This is a genomic window from Buchnera aphidicola (Microlophium carnosum), assembly GCA_011752475.1.
Taxonomy (GTDB): domain Bacteria; phylum Pseudomonadota; class Gammaproteobacteria; order Enterobacterales; family Enterobacteriaceae; genus Buchnera; species Buchnera aphidicola_BG.
Window position 1 is genome coordinate 365979 of the sequence record CP048747.1, and the last position, 22640, is coordinate 388618.

The window sequence follows — 22640 nt, forward strand, 5'->3', positions numbered from 1 at the left end:
AATGATCTACTATGAAGTTTATATTTTGTTTAAACTATTTTTTATATATTTATATCGGAGAGGTGGCCGAGCGGTTTAAGGCAGCGGTCTTGAAAACCGCCGACGAGAAATCGTCCGAGAGTTCGAATCTCTCTCTCTCCGAAAATTAATATATTATATGTTAAGCTTACTCAATATTAGATAATACTTCAATTTCTACACGACGATCCGGAGCCAAACAACTAACTAGTAAAGGTTTGTTTTCTATATCTTTACACACCTGATTAGTTAACGGATATAAATTACCCAATCCTTTCACAGTTATTTTATTTCTATCCACACCTTGAGATGTTAAATAGTTTTTGATGGTATAAGCACGATCTTCAGATAGTTTTTGATTATATTCACGACTTCCTATTCTATCAGAATGTCCTAAAAGAATAATAGAAAAGTTTTTTAATTTCATATCTTTTATGTCATCTTCTAATTTATTCAATTTATCATAAGCAATAGGTTTTAATTCCGTACTATTAAAGGGAAAATTGATATTTTCATTTAATACACTGTATTGTGAATTTAATAATTCAGAATCATCAGATGAAAAAACATTGCTAATATTTGATTTCCCAAACTTCCATCCAATAGACAGAACTGCATCTCCTAAAGGAGGCTTAATAGATGAAGCTAATATGTTTTTAATACTATTTCTCCAAGTATAGTCTAATCTAGTAATAAACTTCTCATTAAAAATATACTCAGCACCTAAAGAAACGCTAGGAACAATTGCACTGTCCTTGCTAAAGAAGTGATATAAACTATTTTTAGAAGTAAGATCATCCCATGAAACTGTTCCACCTAATCTCGTATAAAAATAAAAATCATCTGTTATTGGATATGATAGCTTAGTTGCTAATTGAACACTATTAGATTGTGCATATTCCTTGTTTTGTTGAAACATGAAACAAGGAAAAAAACCATTAGTATCATTTTCTATTTCAAAAGAAAAATATGGATTCAATTCATACCCTAAAAATAACCCAAGAATTGGTGTGCTAAAATTTTCTGTTAAAATATCATCGTTCTTACTAACTTGAGAATTGTTAACATCGTATTTTAAAGGATTAATATGAGACCATCCCATTTTTGTACCTAAATACCATCCATTGTTTTCTTCAGCTTGAATGGAGGTCACTAGGCTTACTAATAACAATACGATAGCAAGAGCTCGTTTTTTCATTTGAAACTCCATTTTTTTAGATGAATTATAAGAAATATAAAATGTATATAATATTATATAATAAATATTATATAAATCATATATCAATGATATATGATTTATATAATATTACTGTATTCAAGAACTTTTATAAGAAACGTTTAATAGACGTATTCCAAAAAAATTTAACATAAACAAATATGTAATTCCAGAAACTAACAAAACAAAACATAAACGAATAATTTTGTTAAGAAATGAACCAGTATTCCAAAAAGGCATCATATGTAATACAAAAAATAAAATTAAAATCATTACGAATGTTGATAATATGATATATATAATAAAGATTAATTCACTATATTTAAAATTTATGATATTTTTTTGATATAATCTCCAATAAAGTAATAAAAAATTTATCCAGCTAGATATACTAACAGACAAGGCAAGACCAGCATGTTGAAAATAAAAAATTAAAATTGGATTCATTAATTGAGTTAGAAAAAGCGTTAATAATGAAATCTTCATAGGAATATTTATTTCTTCACAAGCATAAAAAGCAGAAGATAAAATTTTTACTAAAATAAAAGAAGTTAAACCAAAAGAATATAATTTTAATACTTTTTCTGTCATTAAAACATCGAAATCTGTAAATTTTCCATATTGAAAAAGTACTGTAATTATTGGCTTTGCAAGAAAAAAAAGTATTGCTGAACTTGGTAAAGATAAAATTAAACTAATTTGTATACCCCAATTAAGTAATTTTTTATATTCTGATGATATTTTATTTCTGTATTTTTTAGCAAGAGATGAAAATAAAATAGTACTTAATGATACTCCTAATATACCTACTGGAAATTCTATTAATCGATCGGCATAATATATCCAAGATATCGTTCCAGAATGAAGTAACGAGCTAAAAACAGTATTCATTATTAAAGAAATTTGATTAGCAGAAGCACCTAAAATAGCAGTACCCATTTTTTTTAAAATTTTTAAAAGACCAATATTATTCCAGTTAAAATTGGGTATAACTAACATATTGATATTGTATAAAAATGGAAATTGATAAAATAATTGAATACATCCACCTACAATGACTGCCCATGCTAAAGAAATAATAGGAGGATGAAAAAAAGAACTAAAAAAAATAGAAAACACAATGATACTAATATTTAAAAATATTGAAGAAAAAGCTGGAATAGAAAAATAGTTCCAACTATTTAAAATAGATGAAAAAAATGAAGATAAAGAAATTAATAAAATATAAGGAAACGTTATTGTTAATAAATTTGCAGACAACATTAGTTTATTAGGTAACTTTAAAAAACCTGGTGCACTAATTATAATTATAGATTGCGAAAAATATATTCCTAAAATAGTTAATAAAGATAAAAAAAAGATCATAAAACCAAATATGGAAGCAATCAAATCTTGGACGTCTTTTTCATTTCTATTGGATTTGTATTCCATTAATACAGGTATAAAAGCTTGAGAAAATACACCATCCGAAAAAATACGACGTAATAAATTAGGAATTTTAAAAGATACAAAAAAAGCATCAGTCAAAATAGACGCACCAAAAATACTAGCAATTAAAATATCTCGAATAAATCCTAATATACGAGATATTAAAGTAATTAAGCTTACTGATAGCAAAGATTTTAAAAGATTCATTCTAAACTAACCTATAACCATAAAAAATTTTAACTTTTTTCAAGAAACAAAAAATTAAAAATTAGGTTTAATTTTTTGAATTAATTAAAATATATATATTTAATGTATAATTTTTTCAAATAAAATTAATTATTAATAAAAATTTTTTATATTAAAAATTCATTTTTATAAAAATAATTCAAATAAATATTAAAATAATATGGTTGAATTAGTTTCAAAATTATTTGAATAATTATAACTAAAAAAAATAAGAAAAATGTCTAAATTTATAAAAAAAATAACAATTAAAAAACCTGATGATTGGCATGTACATTTAAGAGACAATGAAATTTTAGATAAAGTCATTAACTACACTGGTAAATTTTATAAACGAGCTATTATTATGCCAAATCTTGATAACCCTATTACAAATTGTTTAAAAAGTATTGCTTATCGTGATAAAATTTTAAAATCAATGCACGTAAATTATAAATTTCAACCACTAATGACGTGTTATTTAACTAATTTTACAAAACCTCAAGAATTAGAACTAGGATTCTCTAAAAAAATATTTATAGCAGCTAAATTATATCCAAATCATTCGACGACTAATTCAAAAACAGGTATAAAAAAAATTAGTGATATTACTTCTATTCTAAAGTGTATGGAAAAAATAGGAATGCCATTACTGATTCATGGTGAAGAGAGTAATCAAAATATTGATATTTATGATAGAGAAGCAAATTTTATTCAGACAATATTAAAACCTTTGCGGAAACAATTCCCAAAATTAAAAATAGTTTTAGAACATATTACTACTAAAGAAGCTGTAGAATACATTAAAAAAAATGATTTTAATTATCTATCAGCAACTATTACACCGCATCATTTAATGCTAAATCGTAATGATATGTTTTGTGGTGGAGTTAAACCGTATTTGTATTGTCTACCAATTTTAAAGAAAAATATACATCAAATAGCATTAAGAAAAGCTATATCTAAAGGATATAAACATTTTTTTTTAGGAAGCGACACAGCACCACATCTTCATAAAAATAAAATTAATGTTCTTGGATGTGCTGGTATATTTAACGCACCATCTTCTTTGTTATCTTATGTTAAAGTATTCGAGGAAATGAACGCTTTAAAACATTTGCAATCTTTTTGTTCTGAAAATGGTGCTAGATTTTATAATATGCCTATTAACAAAGAAACTATAACAATTGTAAAAAAACCGTATAAAATTATAAAAAAAATAAGAATTGGAGCAGATAAAATAATTCCATTTTTATCAGGTGAAACTTTAAATTGGTCTCTTGAAAATGAATGATAAATGTACTATTTTTGCATTAAATATTTATATTTCCATCAATATTATAAGTCGTAGATTTTTTGTGCGATGAAAATAATTCTAAAAAGTATTGATTTAAATAAAATTTCTTATTTATAAGAATTTTATTCTTAAGATTAAATTGGCGCAATGATAAACATTTATTTATAATTTGATTCCAATCATTATTTAATTCAACTATATTTTGATAAGGTTCAAAAATACTATATTTTTTTTCAAGAGATTTTCTCTCCTGATTTAACATAGTAAGTGTCTTGAACAACATTGTTTTCTTTTTAACTGTTTTTAATATATCTAAATTATTAAATTTATCAGGATTTAATAAAGAATGATATTCTTTTTTTGATATCACTTCTAAAGAACATAAAATTATTTCTATTTTTTTTATTGTATTTATTAAGTTTTTCATTTTTATATTAAAAAAAAAATATATATAATATATTTACATAAACGTATAATTACATCAACAAAAAAAAATAATTTTTTTATAGAGAGACTATAACTTCACCATTTTTATTAATAATTCCACTGATAATTTTTCCAGTTTTTGTTTTAACACGTATTTTTTGATTTTTAGCTCCATTACTTAATGACTTGGCTTTATCGGAAATCGTAAAATTACTACTAATGATGATAATAGTAACTTTCTGATTAATTGTAACTAACCAAGGTGGCCGTGTCATAGACGATGTTATTGGTTGCAGGGGAAAAAAATCACGCAAATTTATTCTGTTTATAACATCTTTTTTCTTACGACAGGTATTATTGGGTAATATATCTAAACGTCCTCTTAAAATTTTTAAATCTGTTTCTGTTATTTTCGTACCTCTAGGGATTTGTCTATTTGCTACAATATACTCTCCTTCAGATTGAATTTCTACTTTTAGATAATAATGTTTTTGATTACACGTTAAAAGAACGTCAGTTAAACCTAGATCATGAAAATTATTTAAAAAAGAAAAAGTAGGTTTTTTACAATATATATTTTTTTTTAATGGAGTACGTACTATGATACTGATATCATCTTTATTAAAAGGATATGCTTTTTTAAAAAACACATTTAATTCTTTAGTTAAATCAAAAAAATTAAATTTTTCTATTCTTGAATCGACAGAATTAACTTCAAAAGATATCAATAATAAAAAAAAATAAATTATCATCTTCATTATTATTATTCTTTTTCCTTGATTTATGTTTATTGAATGATTTATAAATATAGCGTTTAAAAGAATAATAGCGTTAAAAAAATATTTTCTTAGTACAAAATGTTGTAATACAGGTATAATATAAATCTATTTAAATTTTTATATTTTTTTATTTTTAATATTTATTAAAAATTTTTTATAAAAAAATAGATATTCTAAAAAACAAAATAATAATATTATTATTACTAATATTTTTTAACAAAATTTTTCTATATGAGATTAAAGGATATCAAGATGTTTGATAAAATAAACCAAATTTTTAACTTTAGTCAACAAGCATTAAATCTTTATGCTAAAAGACAAGAGATTTTATCCAGTAATATTGCCAATTCTGATACACCTGGATATAAATCAATAGATATTGATTTTAAACATGAGTTTGGTAAAATGCTAAATAAAAAAAATTTGAATTCTAGAAATATTTTTTTAAAAAAAACATCTCCTTATCATTTAAATGCTCAACATGAAAATTTATTTTCATTAAAAACTATACCTGTAATTACAAATCAAATAAAGCAAGATGGTAATACAGTCAACATGGATAGAGAAAGAATTGAATTTATAAATAATAGTTTCAAATATCAATCAAGTTTAGTATTTATGAAAAATGAAATTAAAAATATGATGCACGTTTTACAAGGATAATATAGATCATGTCTCTTCTGAACATATTTAATATTGCAGGTTCGGCGATGACTGCTCAATCGCAAAAAATAAATATTATTGCTAGTAACCTAGCTAATATGGATAGTATGACACATAAAAATGGAAAATTTTACCCGTACGTTGCAAAAAAAGTTGTTTTTGAATTAGACTCTTTGAAAAATGCAAAAATAGGGGGGGTAAAAATATCTGCTATAGTAGATGATCCTAGTCCTATGAAAGTATTATACGATCCAAACAATCCTATGGCTAATAAAAAAGGTTACATTGTAACGTCGAACGTAAATCCTATTACAGAAATTGTAAATAATATCTCGGCCGCAAGAAGTTATCAAGCAAATATAGAAGTATTAAAGACAGCTAAGAGTATGATAATAAAAACATTGACAATGTTTGAATAAGGAGAAAAAATGAATACTATTAATACGAATTTAACTAATGTTAATCCACCTGTACACGATGATTTGATTAAAAATAATAGTAATTATTTACAAGATAACACTAATTCATTGAATTTACAAAAAAACTTTTTGAAGTTATTAGTTACTCAAATTAAAAATCAAGATCCTACTGATCCTATTAAAAACTCTGATTTAACGTCACAATTAGCTCAAATTAATACAGCAAATGGAATTGAGAGACTGAATAATTTTACAATCCAATTCTCCAATCACGTTAATAAAAATCAAAATCTTCAATTATCTTCATTAATTGGACGTCATGTTATAGTACCAAATGAAAAAATAATACATAGTAAAAATACTAAAACAAGATTTGGAATAGCGCTATTTGATAATGCTGATTCAGTTAAAATAGAGATTACAGATAAAAATAATACAGTTTTACACGTAAAAAAAATAACAAACGTTGAACCTGGTATACATACTTTTTTATGGGATGGTAAAGATTTAAATGATCAAAGTGTAGACACTGGAAAATATAATATAGTAGTTGTTGCTCAAACAAAAGGTGAAGATATTCGTGTTAAGAGTCTAAGTGAAGCAGTAGTAAATAGTGTTATTATGTCTGCCAATATTCCTATTATTAAGTTAGGAGAAGCAGGAACAACAACACCTTTAAACATTCTTGAAATTCTTACATAAAAAAAATTTTATTCAAAAATAAAAGGAGTAAATTTATGTCTGATATGGGAGCCATAAGTGGCCTGCTAATTAGTAGTGATTGTATAGATATTATATCTAACAACATCGCTAACGCATCTACTATAGGATACAAATCTAGCAAACCGATCTTTTTTGATATGTTCTCTCACTCGTTTTATTCAAATACTACTAATGGATATGGTGTTGGAATTTCAAATATCATACAAAATTTCAATAACGGAATGCTTGTTGAAACTGGAAGAGATTTAGATTTAGGAATTACAACCAACGGTTTTTTCCGTGTTTTAGATAATCAAGGTCATATACATTATACGAGAGATGGTCAATTCTTACTCGATAAAAATAAGAATATTGTTAATATGCAAGGAATGTATTTGACTGGAAAAAACCAATATTTTTCAAAAAATACTTTTAACAATGCATCGATCTTAGAACCTATTAATTTAAAACATGCTGATAGATTAAAAGAAAAACCTACTTCTGAAATAAAATTAAAAGCTATTTTAAATCGCAATTTTGATTCGATTGCAAATATAGAGAGTGCTGATAATCAATTATCTGCACCAGAATCTTGTATTACTTATATCGACATCTATAATAAAGATGGTCAAAAAGAAAAAATTAAAATGTCTTTTAATAAAACAGATAAAAATAAATGGACAGTTGATGTAAAATTAGATAGTGCTAAAGATGAAAAAAATATTCATAATAGTTTTGATTTAATATTTAACTCTGATGGGCTATTAACTTCTAATAAAAATTTTAATATTGAATTACCAAACCCTGAAAAGCATCAAACAATCAATCTTAATCTAACTGGAACGACAGAACAACCTCATACTGATAACTTCTTTGAAGAATCTTCTCAAGATGGATATTCTCAAGGCAATCTAAAAACATTTCGTATTCTTCCAAATGGTGAGATTATTGGAATATATTCAAATCAAGAAAAACAAAAAATAGGTCAGATATTACTATCAACATTTATTAATCCTGAGAAATTAGAACCTGAAAGTGGGAATCTATGGTCTGCTACTTCAGAATCAGGGGAAGAAATAATAGGAATATCTGGTGATCAAAACTTTGTCATTTTAAACCACAAAAAGCTAGAAGCATCAAATGTTGATTTGAATAAAGAATTGATAAATATGATTATAGCACAGCGTAACTATCAATCGAACGCACAATCTTTTAAAACAGAAGATAAAATAATTAACACATTAATAAATTTGCGATAATCTAATATAAATAGGATTGAACAATATAATGGAGAATTCAATTTATCAATCTATGATTGCCGCTAATCAATTATTAGAAAAACAAACAATCATTTCTAATAATTTAGCAAATCTTTCAACTACTGGTTTTAAAGAAAAATTTATTGTTGCAATACAAAAACACAATGTAAAAAATTCATATGATGCTTATAACAGAATTTCAAAAGAGTATCTTAATCTTTCTTCAGGAATATTAAATCATACAAGAAGAAATTTAGATTTATTTATTAAAGATGACGGATGGTTAACAGTTAAAGATACTAATGGTCAGGAAGCATACACAAAAAATGGCCATATAAAAATAAATTCTAATCACAAACTGACTATTCAAGATAATGAGGTCGTAGGAAACAATTGCAAAAATATAGAAATACCGAATAATATAAATATAAAAATTTTATCAGATGGAACAATTATTTCAGCACGAAAAAAGAATAAACATATTATTGAAAAAAAAATAGGAGCGTTAAAATTATCCTGTTTTTCTTCACAAGATTTAGTACAAAAAGAAAATGGATTATTTTACCTTAAAAAAAATAATCAACTTAATAAATATAATCGCACTATCAATCATAATAACAAGATACGTGTACAATCAGGTATGCTTGAAGAAAGCAATGTAAATGCTTCTAAAAACATGATAGAAATGATATCAAATGCTAGACAATTTGAAATGCAAATGAAAATGATATCTATGTGTGACCAAAATGCAGAATATGCAAATCAGCTGATGAATATTAACAATTGACAAAAAATAGGACAAAAATATGATTCCTTCTTTATGGATTTCTAAAACTGGTCTTGATGCTCAACAAATTAATATGAATGTCATTTCTAATAATCTAGCAAATATCAGTACAAATGGATTCAAACGATCTAGGGCTATTTTCGAAGATTTAATGTATCAGACAATGCGAGAAGCAGGAACAAATTCATCAGTTGAAACAACTTTGCCATCAGGATTGCAATTCGGTACCGGAGTAAGACCTGTATCTACTGAAAGAGTTCACAGTCAAGGAAATCTTTCAAAAACAGAGTCTTTCAAAGACATAGCTATTAAGGGAGAAGGATTTTTTCAAGTACAATTACCAGATGGAAACATAGGATACACGAGAGATGGTTCTTTTCAATTAGATCAAAACGGTCAATTAGTAACAAATAGTGGTTTTCCTGTGATTCCTGAAATTAACATTCCTTCTGATTCTACAAATATTAATATAGCAAGAGATGGTGTTATTAGTGCTACTATTCAGGGACAAACACAACCTGTCTTAGTTGGTCAATTAAATTTAGTGAATTTTATTAATAATTCTGGTTTAGAAAGTATAGGTGAAAATTTATACCAAGAGACTCAAGCATCAGGATCTCCAATAGATACCGTTCCAGGTTTAAATGGTACAGGGCTATTATATCAAGGGTATGTTGAAACTTCAAATGTCAATGTAGCTGAAGAACTAGTTAATATGATTCAAACTCAAAGAGCATATGAAATTAACAGCAAATCTATTAGCACATCAGATCAAATGTTACAAAAACTATCACAGTTGTAATACTTAAATTTTATAATATTTTTAAAAAAAATATGTTCGAACAAACTTTATATGTTAAACATCTATTATTAAAGGTAACTTTTTCGTGATAAAGTTATTTATTTGTCAGACAAAATATTATTTAACTGCTATTTTTTTATTAACAATTCAAAGTTGTGCTAATGTTGAATATAAACCTTTAGTAGGGGGTGCCACAACTGCTATAGCACCTAATATGTGGCCTAAAGTCATTAATGGTTCTTTGTTTCAAGAAAAAATATCTTTAAATTATGGATATCAACCATTATTTGAAGATCATCGCCCACACAATGTTGGAGATACAATAACTATTGTATTGCAAGAAAATATAAGTGCTAGCAACAGTTCTGCTTCAGATATGAGTAGAAATGGTTCTACTAACTTAGGAATTAAAATAACACCAGGACAATTAAATCCGCTTTTCGGTCTTGATGTGAAAGATGATATGACTAGTTTAGATGGCATGGGAAAAAATAATTTTTCAGGAAAGGGTAGTCATTCAGCTAAAAATCAATTTACAGGTCTTATTACTGTGACTGTCCAAAAAGTACTTCCAAATGGAAACTTAAAAGTTATCGGAGAAAAACAAGTTGCTATTAATGAAGGTACAGAATTTATTCGTTTTTCAGGAGTGATAAATCCTAATAACATTAATAAAAACAACTTAATTTCATCTACTCAAATTGCTGATGCGCGTATTGAATATTTAAGTCATGGACATATTAGCGACGCTCAAAAAATGGGTTGGCTACAAAAATTTTTATTAAAAATTTCTCCTATATAGACGTTCATTATAAAATAATATAATTTTAAAATACTATCAAACAATTATATTTTTTCTAAATTTAATAAAATCTCATAAAGAATGTTGTTTGTTCTTTATGAGAAAAAATCAATATTTTAGAAAAACAGTTAAAAAATAAAAAAATTTTTCATAGATATAGTGTTTTTCAAAAAATAATATATTTATATTACTATGACAATTTTTAAAAGACACACAAATAAAGGTTTTTTATGTCTAAAAAAATATTATTATTAATGAAATTAATTATTTTTATTTTCATAATTTCTTCATTACCCTTGCATGCTGAAAAAATACGTGACTTAACTAGTATCCAAGGCATTCGAGATAATCCACTAATCGGATATGGTTTAATAGTTGGTTTAGATGGAACAGGTGATCAATCAACACAATCTCCATTTACTAATCAATCATTAAATAACATGTTGTCAAAACTAGGTGTCAGCATCCCCCCGAATGCTAATATGCATTTAAAAAACGTAGCAGCAGTGATAGTTACAGCAAATTTACCACCATTTAGTCATGCAGGTGAAAAAATAGATGTCGTAGTTTCATCTATGGGAAACGCTAAAAGTATTAAAGGAGGAACACTTTTAATGACTCCTTTAAAAGGAACGGATAATCAAATTTATGCTATTGCGCAAGGTAATATATTAGTATCTGAAAAAAGTAATCAAAAAAATAAAATGCATTATCTTCATTTAAATCAAGTTAATTCTGGTAAGATTCATCATGGCGCAACAATTGAGCGAGAAATTAATAATAACTTTGGAAGAAAAAAAACAATAAACTTGCAGTTAAATCAAGAAAATTTTAGTACGGCACAACGTATTAGCGATATGATTAATATAAAATACCCAGATACAGCTACTCCTATTGATTCTAAAACAGTGCAATTAAGTACTTCAGCTAACAACGATGTACAAGTACATATGCTTTCCAATATTCAGGATATAGATATTTCATTACCATCACAAGAAGCTAAAATTGTAGTTAATTCTCGTACTGGTTCTGTTGTTATTAATCAATCAGTAAAATTAGGATCATGTGTAATTTCAAACGGAAATATGTCTATCATAGTACATCAAATTGAAAATAAAAAACGAGACTTATATTTTTTAAAATCATTTAGAAAAATTGTAAAAAAAGAGAAACCTATAAAAAATACAATTGATCAAAATTATATGGATGATATTTTTAGTAATAGAGAAAACTTACACAATATAGTTAGAGCTTTAAATACATTAGGTACTAAACCTGATGAATTAATGTCTATTTTGCAATTAATGAAAAGTGCTGGTTGTCTTAACGCGAAATTGGAAATTATTTAATGAACAATGATTTATTACTATTTAAAACATCAAATTATAATGTACAATTTATTAATGAACTTAAGTACCAAGTTCGTATGAATCCAAAAAAGTATGCATTACAAACAGCTAAGGAAGTAGAAGGTGTATTTATTCAAATATTACTTAAGAATATGAGGAATTCTTTATCACAAGATAGTTTATTAGACAATAATCAAAGTCGTCTTTATACTGATGTTTATGATCAACAATTATCTCAAGAAATGAGTAAAAAAGGTATAGGATTGACTAATATTATTTTAAAACAAATTCAACTGCAGAAAAATACTCAACTTTAGTGTAAAAATATTTTTTTATATAGATAATATATTTTAAAACAAAATAAATGTCTTATAAAGTAAGGATAAAAAATGAGTTCTATATTAAATACTGCTATTTCCGGTATTAATGCAATGAAAATTATGATCGATCACACCGTTAATAAAATTAATAATCCTGGTGGAAAAAACTCAGGAAAACGTGTTATTTTAGAAAATACTGTGCAAGATTCAAATATACATACCACAGTAAAAGTAAAAGAAATATACGATAATTATAATGATTTTATTACAGAAGAAAAACGAAAAACTGATGCACAAGTACAAGATGAACAAACTAAAATCGAACAATTATTAAAACTAGAAGATTTATTATGTGAGAAATCAAATATCTTTAATGAACTCATTAATGATCTATATGAACAGATAGAAAAAGATATTGTTTTGGATGAAAAAAATATAATTAATGACAACATAAAAAATAAATTAAGTAATATAGTTTTTGCAATAAAAGATTTTGATAAAAAATTAAAAGTATTAGAAGAAGATATTAAAGAATCAGTCATAAATAACATAAAAAAAGTTAACTCCTTAATTAATGAAATTCATGATATTACTATAAATATTCGTTATTTTCCTGTTTTAAACATGCCTAATGAAGTTGATAACCTTATTGAAAAAAGAGAGAATCTAGTAGATGAACTAAATGATTTGATTGGAATAAAAGTAGTTAAAAATGATGATAATTATCAACTTTATTTAAATAATGGAATATCTCTTATAGATAACAATCAAAAACAAAACTTAATTCCACTCACATCTCAAACAGATGACAGATACATCAGTGTAGGATACATTGATGAAAATGATAACATAGCAAAAAAAATAGAAGACATGATTCCAAGTGCTACTTTAGGAGCTCTGCTTAAATTTCGTAGAGAAGAATTAACAAATGCAAGAAATAAAATTGGACAACTAGCAATTAATTTTGCTGATAGTATAAACTCATATCATACATTAGGATATGATATATCTGGGAATGTTGGAAAAAAAATTTTTAAAATCAGCAATCCAGAAGTGATGTCTAGCTCAAGTAACCATTCATTTCCTAGAATATCTGCAAAATGGGTGTCTACTAGTAATGCAAAAGACACCAATTATATTATATATTTTAAAAATAACAATTGGACAGCAACGAGGCTATCAGATCATACTATAGTTCAACCTAACGTACGTACAGAAAACAATGATCTATTAATTACGTTTGATGGAATTCAATTTTCAATACGAGGTGAAAATTCTGATGGTGATCTTTATATGATTAAACCATATTCTAAAACATTAGAAGAATTAGAATTGTTAATTGATCAAAACGAGCCATTTGCATTTTCATTAAAAGACAACATAAATGATATAGATAGAAATAATGCTAGAACTATAATGAAACTTCATCAAGATTTTCTCGTAGATTATAAAGAAACACTCGATCAATCTTACCAAAAATTTTCTAAATCTATAGATCATAAATGTAATAAACTAGAAGAAGAACTTCCTTTTAAAAAAAATATGATTAATATACTTCAAAATAAAAAAATATCTATGTCTAATAACATTGAACAAGACTATCAAGATTTAAACTATCAACAAGAATGTTATCTTGCGAATGTTAAAGTTTTAGAAGTAGCTGAAAATATTTTTAATGAAATCATTGAACGTTATAGTTAGTCGACTTTATTAAAATATTTATAAAAAATAAAAACTTACTTTTTAAGTAAGTTTTTATTTTTTATTGAAGTAAATAATTTAATAAACAACAAAATTATATTTATTTAAAATAAAATAATTTTATTTTTTTATTGTAAAAAAATTTATTTTATCTTTGAGACAGGAGAATTAGAAATATTTGTTGCAGAATGTGCTCCTGCAGAATTTTTTCTTATCAGACTTAATTTCATCATTAATAAATTAAAATTAAATAAGTTTGCTGTTTTATTTGTGTATGATTTTTCAGAAATTTTTGTTACAGGTGCACTTGATTGACTTGTTTTATTTTCTCTAATATAAATTTTTTTATAAAAAAAATTCTTTTTATCTGAAATTAATACAGATTCTTTTTCATTTCTTTTTAAGAACTTAGGTTTTATAATTTCTTGAATTTGAATATTATTTTTTGTATACTTTTTAAGTGAATATATTTCAGTTTTTGTTTTTTTCATTCCACAATAATTATTGTTCTTAACAAACTTATTTTTTTTAAAAATAGACGATATATGTAATTTTTTCTTTTTAATTATTTGTTTTTGTTTTTTTTCTTCATCTGATATAAGTATTGGATACTTAATCCAAACTTTACCTAATGCTAATTCTAATGAAAACACTGAAGATAATACTGATATTGGAGAATGAGCAGGATAAACATCTAAAAAATTATTATGTAAAGTGTTATTGTTAAAGATTTTAGAATCATTAAAAAATTTATAAAATATAGCATTATGATCAATAATATTGATATCGCTATCTTTTTTAATTAAAATGTTTTTCGAACAAGAACTTTTATTTATACATTTTTGTATTAAGTTGCTGTTTTTTATTTCATTGTTTTTATTTTCTACATTATAAAAAACGTTAGATGTATCTAGAATAGATAGTTTTTGATCATCTATATTTTTTATATCATTTTTTTTATAGAGATGAGAATGCTTTCTTGAAGAGATATCACACTCTTTTTGAATTAATTCTAAATTTTTATTTTTTAAAGGTATATTTTCAAGATTTTTTTTAAATAATTTAGATGAACATACTGTTTTTTTTTGATCAATATTTTTTTTATGTAAAGAATAATGTTTTTTTTTTAAAAAAATATTATTTTTCTCTTGTAAAGAATTTTTTTTGAGAATCTCTCTTGTAATTAAAATGTATTTAATTAAAAAAGAATTTTTGAACCAAGTAATCATTTTAAATATAAATTTACTATTATGTGATAAAATTTTTAAAAATATATTATGATGATTGTTTTTTTTTAAAAAATTTTCTTGTTCTTTTTGTATTTTGTTATAATCATTATGTAATAAACTCAAATTAGTAATCTCTGATTTTTCTTTCCGTTTTTTTTTCAAAATATTTTCTTTTAAAAAATGTGCAATTTTACTTTTTCGAATATTAGAAAGACCATAACTTGTAGAATTTATACTTTCACCCTTTCTAATCCTAGAAACAGAATAATGTGGTGTTTTCATTTTTTTGCTAGGGACAATAATAGTTTTTCCACCAGCTTGACGTTTTTCAATAGCATGAACTGCATCTCTTTTTTCATTCAATAAATAACAAGCTATTTCTACAGGTACAATAGCGCGTACTTCATGTGTATTTTCTTTTAAAGCTTCTTCTTCAATCAAACGCAAAATAGACAAAGATAAAGATTCGTTATCTCTAATAGTTCCTGTTCCTGTGCATCTTGGACAAACATGATGACTCGATTCTCCTAAAGATGAACTTAATCGTTGTCTAGACATTTCTAATAATCCAAATCTAGAAATATGACCAATTTGAATACGTGCTCTATCATCACGTGCAATTTCACGCAATCTATTTTCAATAGCTTTTTGATGATTAATATCTGACATATCAATAAAATCAATTACTATCAAACCTCCTAAATCTCGTAATCGTAATTGACGAGAAATTTCATCTGCTGCTTCGAGATTAGTATTAAATGCTGTAGATGCAATATCTGTCCCGCTTGTAGAACGAGAAGAATTAATATCAATAGCAGTCAAGGCTTCTGTGCTATCTACCATAATTGAACCACCAGAAGGTAATCTAACTTTTCTTTGAAAAGCAGAATCAATTTGTGTTTCAATTTGAAAATAACTAAATAATGGAATTGCTCCATTATACAACTTAATTTTATTAGCAAAATCTGGACGGCCTAAAAAAGTAATATGTTTCCGAGCTAAATCTAATATTTTAGGATTATCAATTAAAATTTCTCCAATATCTTGACGCAAATAATCTCTAAAAGCACGGACAATAATATTACTTTCTTGATGAATTAAAAATGGTGCTGTTCGACTTTTTGCTATTATTTGAATTGTATTCCAATGCTGTAATCTCAGAGATAAATCCCATTTCAATGATTCTATAGATTTTCCAGCACCAGCAGTTCGAATAATTAAACTCATATATTCAGGTAGTTTTAATAACGAAAATAATTCTTTTAATACTATCCTGTCACTTCCTTCGATTCTTCTTGATATACCACCAGCTTTAGGATTATTTGGCATTAAAACTAAATAACTTCCTACTAAAGTAATAAAAGTGGTTAAAGCTGCACCTTTAGTACCTCGTTCTTCTTTTCTGATTTGGACAATTACTTCTTGTCCTTCTTGTAATACATCTTGTATTTTAAGTCCTGCAGTATAAATATTATTTTCTGGAAAATAATTTTTAGAAACTTCTTTTAGCGGTAAAAAACCATTTTTTTTTTCACCATAATCTACAAAAGCAGCTTCTAAACTAGGTTCTATACGAACAATCGTTCCTTTGTATATATTTGATTTTTTTTGTTCTGCTCCAGAATTTTCTATATCAAGATCATATAAACGTTGACCATCAACGAGAGCTACACGCAACTCTTCCTGCTGAGTTGCATTAATTAACATTCTTTTCATTATGACTTTTTCTCTCTTATTTTCACAAATAAGTAAATACATCAACAGGAAATATAAACTATTAAAAATTAATTTTGTACAATCAATTATAATTTTTATAAAAAATACCAATAAAAATTATTTTTGTAAAAATTTTAAATTTAAATGAATTTAAAAATACAAATATATAATAAATTGTTATATAAAATATAATATAAAAATTTTTTAAATTATATATATTAACAAATAATTTATTTAATATATTTATATAAATAATTATATTATAATAAATAAAAATTAAAAAAATTACTTAAAATAGAGATTTTTTTAATGAAACATAAAATATTACCTGTATCTATTATATACATTACTAAAGATATGCTAAATCAACGAATAGATAATTTCATGCGTAGTAGATTTAAAAATGTACCAAAAAGCATGCTCTATCGTATTATAAGAACAGGAAAGATACGAGTTAATAAAAAAAGAATTAAACCGAATTATAAGTTAAAAATTGGAGACATACTGAAAATTCCACCAATAAAAATTTCATATAATATAAAAAATACCTTCATCCCCTTCAATCAAGCTAAAAATTTACTAAATAGTATTTTATATGAAGATAATCATTTATTAATTATTAATAAACCATCGGGTATCGCCGTACATGGTGGAAGTGGATTAAATTTCGGAGTGATAGAATATTTTCGAAAATTACGTCCACTAGATAAATTTCTTGAACTTGTACACCGTATTGATCGTGAAACATCAGGAATTTTAATGTTAGCAAAGAAACGTACATCTTTAGCATCACTACATCAACAATTAAGAGAAAAAAAAATTAAAAAAGAGTATTTAGCCTTAGTTCACGGATCGTGGCCTATTCAAATAAAAACAATTTCTGAACCTTTGTTGAAAGTTAAATTAAAAAATAAACAAAAAATAGTTTTAATTGATAAAAAAGGAAAACCTTCAGAAACTTATTTTCAAATTAAAAAAAAATTTTCTTCCTCAACTTTACTATTAATTATCCCAAAAACTGGTCGAACGCATCAAATTCGTGTGCATACTTTACATGCAGGACATCCAATATTATTTGATAAACGATACGGTAAAAGCAATTTAGATGCTAATATAAAAAATGATAAAAATATTAATAGACTCTTGCTTCATTCTTCAGGAATTCACTTTATTCATCCAAAAAATGGCGATAAAACTTATATACAAGCACCATTATCTGTAGATTTTAAAAATTATTTAAATAATATGATATAGTGAATTTAGAACAAAAGTTAATATAACAAAACATTGTTTTTATTAAACTATTTTTTTATATATTAAATAGAGAAATATAATCATGGCAGTTCAAAAAAATAAACCCACTCGTTCTAAAAGAGGAATGAGACGTTCTCATGATTCTTTGCTAGTCCCAACTTTATCTGTAGATAGATTTTCTGGAGAGACACATATACGACATCATGTTACTATGAATGGCTATTATAAAGGGAAAAAAGTTATCTAAAAAAATATATTTTATGAAAATGGTGCTATAAAAAAGCACCATTTCATAAATAATAGTATCTATACTAGATTTATTTTGATAAATAAAAAATTTCTATTCCTATATTTTTTGATTAGTTATTTATTTTTTTGTACATGTTTATTAAAAATAATACGTTTACCTCTATAAAAAAAGTATTTTTAATATGAAATAATACATATTAAAAATATTTTATAAAATATTGCAAAAATTCATTTTAAAATAAGGTAATTATAATGACTTTGTTCGCAATGTTATTTCCAGGACAAGGTTCCCAATATGTAGGAATGCTGTCTTCATTTTTCTATAAGAATAATAGAATTATACAAGATACTTTTAAAGAAGCATCAGAACATATTCATGTTAATTTATTTGAATTAATACAGAACGGACCTAAATTCAAGTTAAATCAAAGTAAATACGCACAAGTAGCAATATTAACTGCATCAGTATCAATATATCGTTTATGGAACAATAAAAATGGAATAAGCCCATCATTTATGTTAGGTCATAGCCTTGGTGAATATTCTGCTCTAGTATGTGCTAATTCAATAAAATTTTCTGATGCACTAAAGATTGTTTTTTTACGTGGTCAACTTATGGAAGAAGCAACTATAAATAGACCTACGTCAATGCAGGCAATTATTGGAATAAATAAAGAACAAGTTGAAACTGCATGTTTGACAAAATCAAAAAAAAAAATCGTTTCTTTAGCAAGTATAAACTCTTACAATCAAATTGTAATTTCAGGAGATAAATCTGCTGTATATAATGCTAGTGTGAATTGTAAAAAATTAGGTGCTAAATATATATTTAAACTTAATACTAATATACCTGCACACTCTAAAATATTAAAACCAATATCTGAAAAATTAAAAACAATATTAAAAACTGTTACTATAAATCCACCTAAAGTTCCAGTTATTAACAATGTTGATGTAAGATCTGAAAATACCAGCAAAAAAATTAAGAATGCATTAATTAGACAAATCTACAGTACTGTAAGATGGAAAGAAATTATAGAATCTGTAAAATTAAAAAAAATTTTTATCATGTTAGAAATTGGACCTAAAAAAATACTAACTAATTTAAATCAAAAAGATAAAAGTATTAGTTCATTTAATACGTACAATTTAAAAAATTTTTTAATATCCTTCAAACAAATTAATATAGGAACAAATGAAAAAAAATAAAAAAACTGCGTTAGTAACAGGTGCAAATCGTGGAATAGGAAGAGAAATTGCGAAAAAATTAATCAAAAAAGGGATTCAAGTAGTTGGTACATCTACTACTAAAGAGGGAGTAAAAATTATTGATAATGATTTAAAAGAAAAAGGATTCGGTTTGATTCTGGATTTAAAAAATACTAATTCTATTAAAGAAGAAATTGAAAATTTTCAAAAAAAACAATACTCCATTGACATATTAGTTAATAACGCCGGGATTAAAAAAGATAATTTATTAGTTAAAATGACACCTAATGAATGGGAAGATGTAATTAAAATTAATTTATCATCAGTATTTTATCTTATAAAATCCGTCCTTCGATCAATGATTAAAAAAAGACAAGGAAGAATTATTACTATTAGCTCAGTAATCCCCTATATTGGCAATAAAGGACAAGTTAATTATAGTGCTTCAAAATCCGGACTAATTGGACTTCATAAATCATTAGCATTAGAAGTAGCATCTAAAGGTATTACTGTTAATATCGTTGCACCAGGATTTGTTAAAACAGATTTTACTAATACATTAGATTCTATTCAATATCAAAAATATTTATCTTGTATTCCTATGAAAAGAATAGGAAAAACAGAGGAAATAGCAGATGCTGTCGTTTTTTTAGCTTCAAAACAAGCGTCATATATCACTGGCCATACATTGCATATAAATGGTGGTATGTATATGATATAATATAAATAATTGTATAAATGTTAAAGATCGAATTTTTAGATAATGTAATTAATAATCAATTTTTACAATATAAAGGAAGTAATACAAATGAAAAATATTGAAAAACGTATAAAAAAAATAATTGTTGAAAAACTAGGTATAAAAGAAGACAGTATTTTTAATAACGCATCATTCATAGATGATCTTGGTGCAGATTCTCTTGATACAGTAGAATTAATTATGGCTTTAGAAGAAGAATTTGATATTGAAATATCAGATGAAGAAGCAGAAAAAATGAATACAGTACAAAATTCTATTGATTACATTAAGAATAATCATTTAAAGAAATAAAATATATGTATATTTTTTCTAAAAAAAAATATTAAATACTTTTATTTTTTTATAAATGAAAATTGAATATAAATCACATATAATTAAAATAAATAATAAATATTTTACCAAATCATGATAAACAGCAAATTTATTGTAATTGAAGGTCTAGAAGGTGCAGGTAAAACTCATGCATGTATACATATTAAAAATATATTAAAAAGAAATGGTATTAAAAATATACTACTAGTACGTCAACCAGGTAGTACACCAATTGCTGAAGATATAAGAAAATTAATAAAAAAAAAATTTAATACTGATAATCTTATCAAAGAAACTGAATTATTATTAATGTATGCTGCTAGAATACAATTAGTTGAGAAAAAAATCAAACCCGCATTAAAAAATGGAATATGGGTAATTTCGGATCGTCATGATTTATCTTCTTTAGCTTATCAAGGTGGAGGTTTAGGTATTAAAACAAACATAATTTCTAAATTAACATCTTTATTTTTAAAGAACTTTATTCCAGATTTAACTATTTATTTAGATGTATTTCCAAAGATTGGATTAGAAAGAGCATTAAAACGCAATCCATTAGATTTAATTGAAAGTAGATCTTTAAAATTTTTTAATAAATCTAGAAAATGTTATTTAAAAAATATAAAACTAGATAAAAAAACTATAATAATCAATGCTAATTTAAACCTTAAAACAGTAACTCAAGATATTACAAAAAGAATATTAAATTGGCTCAATAAACAAGTTATATGAAATTATACCCCTGGTTAATAAAACCGTATAATAATATTATACGAAAGTATCAAACAAAAAAAGCTCACCATGCAATTTTAATAAAAACACAAAGAGGTATAGGAGCATCATTATTAATCTGGTTTATTAGTAAGTGGCTGTTATGTCTAAAACCTATAGGAATAGATTCTTGTAATAAATGTTATGGGTGTAAATTAATGTCTTCAAACAATCATCCGGATTGGCATAATTTCACATCTGAAAAAAATAATATGTTTAATGTAGACAGTGTGAGAAGAATTAATAAAAAAATATTTGAATATGCGCAACAAGGTGGTTCTAAAATTATTTTTTTATCAGATATTGAAAAATTAACAGAATCAGCAATTAATGCTTTTTTAAAAACATTGGAAGAACCACCTAGCAAAACTTGGTTTTTTCTTATAAATTATAAAAACTTAAATTTATATTCTACATTAAGCAGCCGTTGCCTGATCTATAGATTATTTGTTCCAACAGAACAAAATAGTTTAAAGTGGTTAGCAAATGAAACCACAAAAAAAAATAGATTACATTTAATAGCATTACGTATAAATCAAGGTTCTCCTCTATCTGCAAAAAAATTTATTAATAACGATATTTGGATAGATCGTATAAATTTTTATAAAAATCTATACGATTCTTTTAAAAAGAAAAACTTATTAAAAATATTACCATTACTAAAAGAAAAAAATAGCACAGTTAAAATTGACTGGATATGTTTTTTGTTATTTGATGCTATCAAATTTAATTTTAATGAAAAAAATAACTTAACCAACTTTGATCAAATAGAACTAATTCAATTTCTTTCTTATAATTATAAAAACGCTATTCTAGATGCGAGTCTTCGTACCTGGATGCATTGTAAGTATAGATTATTAAATATATCTGGAATTAATCATGAATTATTATTATTAGAACAATTACTAAGATGGGAAAAAATTTTAGATTGTGTATTAGCAACTTAATTT

At 24.9% G+C, this 22640-nt stretch carries 23 protein-coding genes and 1 tRNA gene; 19 read left to right on the forward strand and 5 right to left on the reverse strand.

All coding sequences use genetic code 11. The features are described from left to right. The first annotated feature begins 56 nt into the window (after positions 1-56). Positions 57-141 (forward strand) — tRNA-Ser (locus tag G4A98_01655). Between the two features lie 25 nt (positions 142-166). Here the strand turns inward: G4A98_01655 and G4A98_01660 are convergent. Together G4A98_01660 and murJ are read right to left on the reverse strand one after the other, a co-directional pair. Then, a complete protein-coding gene (locus tag G4A98_01660; GenBank protein ID QIQ41917.1) occupies positions 167-1216 on the reverse strand; it encodes an OmpA family protein in 1050 nt (349 codons plus the stop codon). 117 nt (positions 1217-1333) lie between these two features. Continuing rightward, on the reverse strand, positions 1334-2869 hold the full coding sequence (gene murJ / locus G4A98_01665) for a murein biosynthesis integral membrane protein MurJ (GenBank protein QIQ41918.1): 1536 nt from the start codon (positions 2867-2869) through the stop codon (positions 1334-1336). A gap of 256 nt (positions 2870-3125) precedes the next feature. On the opposite strand from murJ, the gene pyrC reads away from it, so the two are divergent. Next, the gene (pyrC, locus tag G4A98_01670) at positions 3126-4178 is read left to right on the forward strand and encodes a dihydroorotase (protein QIQ41919.1); all 1053 of its coding nucleotides are present in this window, start codon (positions 3126-3128) and stop codon (positions 4176-4178) included. 19 nt (positions 4179-4197) lie between these two features. On the opposite strand, the gene G4A98_01675 is transcribed toward pyrC, so the two are convergent. Together G4A98_01675 and flgA are read right to left on the reverse strand one after the other, a co-directional pair. Beyond that, positions 4198-4608, reverse strand: a complete 411-nt coding sequence (locus G4A98_01675) for a flagellar biosynthesis protein FlgN (protein QIQ41920.1) — start codon at positions 4606-4608, stop codon at positions 4198-4200. Positions 4609-4684: 76 nt separating this feature from the next. Next, complete coding sequence (gene flgA / locus G4A98_01680; protein ID QIQ41921.1) at positions 4685-5365, reverse strand: flagellar basal body P-ring formation protein FlgA; 681 nt, start codon at positions 5363-5365, stop codon at positions 4685-4687. A gap of 273 nt (positions 5366-5638) precedes the next feature. On the opposite strand from flgA, the gene flgB reads away from it, so the two are divergent. From flgB to G4A98_01730, 10 genes are all read left to right on the forward strand, one after another. Continuing rightward, complete coding sequence (gene flgB, locus G4A98_01685; GenBank protein QIQ41922.1) at positions 5639-6049, forward strand: flagellar basal body rod protein FlgB; 411 nt, start codon at positions 5639-5641, stop codon at positions 6047-6049. 8 nt (positions 6050-6057) lie between these two features. After that, positions 6058-6468: a flagellar basal body rod protein FlgC gene (gene flgC / locus G4A98_01690; protein QIQ41923.1), complete on the forward strand. Its 411-nt coding sequence runs from the start codon at positions 6058-6060 to the stop codon at positions 6466-6468. A 9-nt stretch (positions 6469-6477) separates the two neighbouring features. After that, the gene (locus G4A98_01695; GenBank protein ID QIQ41924.1) at positions 6478-7170 is read left to right on the forward strand and encodes a flagellar biosynthesis protein FlgD; all 693 of its coding nucleotides are present in this window, start codon (positions 6478-6480) and stop codon (positions 7168-7170) included. Between the two features lie 35 nt (positions 7171-7205). Beyond that, entirely contained in the window at positions 7206-8429 is a 1224-nt protein-coding gene (locus G4A98_01700; GenBank protein QIQ41925.1) for a flagellar hook protein FlgE, read from the forward strand. Positions 8430-8457: 28 nt separating this feature from the next. Continuing rightward, positions 8458-9216: a flagellar basal-body rod protein FlgF gene (flgF, locus tag G4A98_01705; GenBank protein ID QIQ41926.1), complete on the forward strand. Its 759-nt coding sequence runs from the start codon at positions 8458-8460 to the stop codon at positions 9214-9216. A 19-nt stretch (positions 9217-9235) separates the two neighbouring features. Continuing rightward, complete coding sequence (flgG, locus tag G4A98_01710; protein QIQ41927.1) at positions 9236-10018, forward strand: flagellar basal-body rod protein FlgG; 783 nt, start codon at positions 9236-9238, stop codon at positions 10016-10018. Positions 10019-10103: 85 nt separating this feature from the next. Beyond that, on the forward strand, positions 10104-10820 hold the full coding sequence (gene flgH, locus G4A98_01715; GenBank protein ID QIQ41928.1) for a flagellar basal body L-ring protein FlgH: 717 nt from the start codon (positions 10104-10106) through the stop codon (positions 10818-10820). Positions 10821-11050: 230 nt separating this feature from the next. Beyond that, complete coding sequence (locus G4A98_01720; protein ID QIQ41929.1) at positions 11051-12169, forward strand: flagellar basal body P-ring protein FlgI; 1119 nt, start codon at positions 11051-11053, stop codon at positions 12167-12169. Further along, complete coding sequence (locus G4A98_01725) at positions 12169-12486, forward strand: flagellar biosynthesis protein FlgJ (protein QIQ41930.1); 318 nt, start codon at positions 12169-12171, stop codon at positions 12484-12486. The genes G4A98_01720 and G4A98_01725 overlap by 1 nt, the downstream gene beginning before the upstream one ends. A 72-nt stretch (positions 12487-12558) precedes the next feature. Continuing rightward, a complete protein-coding gene (locus G4A98_01730) occupies positions 12559-14190 on the forward strand; it encodes a flagellar hook-associated protein FlgK (GenBank protein ID QIQ41931.1) in 1632 nt (543 codons plus the stop codon). Between the two features lie 143 nt (positions 14191-14333). On the opposite strand, the gene rne is transcribed toward G4A98_01730, so the two are convergent. Beyond that, entirely contained in the window at positions 14334-17135 is a 2802-nt protein-coding gene (gene rne / locus G4A98_01735) for a ribonuclease E (GenBank protein QIQ41932.1), read from the reverse strand. A gap of 309 nt (positions 17136-17444) precedes the next feature. Here rne and rluC point away from each other — a divergent pair, with 309 nt between their 5' ends. From rluC to G4A98_01770, 7 genes are all read left to right on the forward strand, one after another. Continuing rightward, positions 17445-18389, forward strand: a complete 945-nt coding sequence (gene rluC, locus G4A98_01740) for a 23S rRNA pseudouridine(955/2504/2580) synthase RluC (GenBank protein QIQ41933.1) — start codon at positions 17445-17447, stop codon at positions 18387-18389. 82 nt (positions 18390-18471) lie between these two features. Beyond that, positions 18472-18636: a 50S ribosomal protein L32 gene (gene rpmF, locus G4A98_01745; GenBank protein QIQ41934.1), complete on the forward strand. Its 165-nt coding sequence runs from the start codon at positions 18472-18474 to the stop codon at positions 18634-18636. Between the two features lie 254 nt (positions 18637-18890). Next, complete coding sequence (fabD, locus tag G4A98_01750) at positions 18891-19847, forward strand: ACP S-malonyltransferase (protein ID QIQ41935.1); 957 nt, start codon at positions 18891-18893, stop codon at positions 19845-19847. Further along, a complete protein-coding gene (gene fabG, locus G4A98_01755) occupies positions 19834-20568 on the forward strand; it encodes a 3-oxoacyl-[acyl-carrier-protein] reductase (GenBank protein QIQ41936.1) in 735 nt (244 codons plus the stop codon). Before fabD ends, fabG begins: the two co-directional genes overlap by 14 nt. Before the next feature lie 87 nt (positions 20569-20655). After that, positions 20656-20898: an acyl carrier protein gene (gene acpP / locus G4A98_01760; protein QIQ41937.1), complete on the forward strand. Its 243-nt coding sequence runs from the start codon at positions 20656-20658 to the stop codon at positions 20896-20898. Between the two features lie 114 nt (positions 20899-21012). Next, positions 21013-21651 (forward strand): dTMP kinase, encoded by a 639-nt coding sequence (locus G4A98_01765; protein QIQ41938.1) that lies wholly within the window; start codon positions 21013-21015, stop codon positions 21649-21651. Next, positions 21648-22637: a DNA polymerase III subunit delta' gene (locus G4A98_01770; protein ID QIQ41939.1), complete on the forward strand. Its 990-nt coding sequence runs from the start codon at positions 21648-21650 to the stop codon at positions 22635-22637. The genes G4A98_01765 and G4A98_01770 overlap by 4 nt, the downstream gene beginning before the upstream one ends. Positions 22638-22640 lie beyond the last annotated feature (3 nt).